We start from the raw sequence: 2,329 nt of genomic DNA, 5'->3' as shown, positions 1-2,329 counted from the left end.
TTCGGAGCAATTTCGAGGGTGTTCCTGGTCAAAATCCACATATTGTGAGTCAACTACTACTCTCTTGAATATGACGACCTCTTTAACAGGAAGAAGGTAGTAGTTTTTCAGGAAGCCCTAAATTATCATCAGAGACTCAATATAGCGTTTTCAGGAATTCTTTGATTTCTTCGGAAGCGGCGTAATCCTCGGGAGTCATACAGGAGTTGTCCTTGACATTTGCCACCAAGCCGAAATTGCTAAGAATTGTCAGCATTTCGATTGCATCCCATTTGTCCTGAACCGCATAATGGGAGGGCGTCATGCCGGCATGGTCCTGATGATTTACGTTTGCCCCCTTCTCTGCGAGATGGGAGATCGACTCCATGTTGTAGTCTATTACCGCATAGAAGATTGGGGTCCTGCCCTCGTCGTCTTCGGCGTCGATATCTGCTCCACTCTCCAGCAAGTAATCAATCATCTCCAGACTCCCATAACTACCGACCGCCGCATGGATTGGTTGGAGACCTTCCACTGCTCTTATTGAGACGTTTGCGCCTTTCTGGATAAGAAGCTTCGCCATCTCGATTTTTCCATATACCGCAGCGATATGAAGCGGAGAGATACCGGTTTCGACTTCATTGTTGTCTACGCTGATTCCAGCCGAGAGTAACTGCTCTATGACTTCTACATCTTCTTTATAAACGGCAAGATGCAGATGGAAGGGCAAATAGTCTTTGTTGTCCCTTGCCTGGACGTCTGCTCCAAGAGAGATCAACAGTTTGACGTTATTGAAGTATTCATCTTCTGCAGCGATGTGAAGAGGTGTCTTTCCATCGTTGTTTCTCGCGTCAACATCAATCCCTAGCTCGACAAACATCTCGATGTTTTTTGTGGAACCTTTCCCGGCTGCACGATGGAGGAGAGTGTTTCCATCCTCATCGATAGCCGAATAGTCCGCTCCGTATTCGATGAGTTTAATAGCGACATCGTTTTTCGATTTTGACACTGCCAGTTGAAGCGGCGAAAAGTATTCATTTCCAACAGACACATCTGCCCCATGTTCCAAAAGCGCTTCTATGCCCTCAATTGGAAGACCTTCCGATATAGCTAGGTAGAGAGGAGTTCTGCCGTCTTTGGCCGGTCGATTTGGATCGGCTCCGTTTTGGAGCAGGAAGACTACAGTATTTGTCCCCTTCGAAAATATCGCGGCAATCAAAGGTGATCGGAAAGCATATTCAACTCTCTCCAGATCGGCTCCCTTCTCGACAAGATACTTAACGACTTCCAGAGTAGCGTCGTTCTTGGAGTTGTCACAGGCAAGGATCAAAGGTGTATAGCCTTCATAGAACATCGAACTGGCCGGATGGGCGTTTATGTCCGCCCCTCTTGCAAGGAGCATCTTCACGACATCGAGGAGCCCCTTTCTCGCAGCGTAATGAAGAGCTGTATAGCCGTTGTCGTCAACAGTTGAAATGTCTGCCCCAGATTCGATAAGGTAGGTCGCTATTTCCGAGTGGCCGTAATCCGCTGCGACCATCAAGGGTGTTTTGTTTGCATAGCCACGCTCGTTAATATTACCACCGCTGTTGACGGCTTCCTTTACCCCTTGCAGATCACCGTTGGACGAACTATTGTAAACGCTTGAAAAAGAGACTACCGATAACAGCAGTACTGACAGAAGCAATAACAAGAGTCTTTTCATACTTAGATCCTCCTTCCGCGAAGTGAACGATCACTAGCAGTTCAAAATAGCTGCTGATCATGTGAATAGCAGTATCCACCTGAGAAAATAGCATTCCCTGTCGAGATTCACGCAAGAGTGATTTAGAATCTCAGATCCGGTCGAACATGCCGATTCAGAAGCAAGATGCTTTTGTCTTCTGAGTCAATCTCACGCGTCATTCATTCTATACAGAACTGTCGACTATCTGACGCTCTTGATTCCGAATCAAGCAAGAGCATAATCTACGGCCGCCCGGGCGTGAATAGCCGTGGTGTCGAAAACGGCAATGTCAGCGTCTGATTCTTTTATCAAAAGAGGGATCTCAGTGCAACCGAGGATAACTCCCTCGGCTCCATTGACCTGAAGACCCTTAATCACTTCTTTATAGACTGACCTGGATTCCTCTCTGAAGACTCCTTTGCAGAGCTCCTCGAAGATAATCCTATCTACCACTGCCATTTCTTCAGCCGAAGGAACAATCAGATTTACGCCAAATCCCGCCAATGTATCCTTGTAGTAAGCCCTCTCCATAGTGAATCTTGTGCCGAGCAGTCCAACGGTTTCAAGTCCTTTTCTCTCAATCTCCTCTCCGACCGCTTTACCGATTTCCAGAACTTCAAGCCC

The 2,329-nt window shown here is 47.1% G+C and carries 2 protein-coding genes; both read right to left on the bottom strand.

Annotation, left to right across the window (positions count from 1 at the left end):
- Nucleotides 1-136 precede the first annotated feature (136 nt).
- Nucleotides 137-1,684, bottom strand: a complete 1,548-nt coding sequence (locus ENN47_03075) for a hypothetical protein (GenBank protein ID HDP77164.1) — start codon at nt 1,682-1,684, stop codon at nt 137-139.
- A 246-nt stretch (nt 1,685-1,930) separates the two neighbouring features.
- A partial coding sequence (locus tag ENN47_03070) for an amino acid racemase (protein HDP77163.1) occupies nt 1,931-2,329 on the bottom strand: 399 nt, incomplete at its 5' end.

Origin of the sequence: Mesotoga infera (assembly GCA_011045915.1) — a bacterium.
GTDB lineage: Bacteria > Thermotogota > Thermotogae > Petrotogales > Kosmotogaceae > Mesotoga > Mesotoga infera_D.
The sequence above is the reverse complement of the archived record's forward strand: the minus strand, read 5'-3'. Positions and strand labels throughout refer to the sequence as shown.

What these genes read in the sequence shown, in the direction of transcription:
- ENN47_03075 (HDP77164.1), bottom strand. Translation starts at nt 1,684, where the DNA reads ATGAAAAGACTCTTGTTATTGCTTCTGTCAGTACTGCTGTTATCGGTA.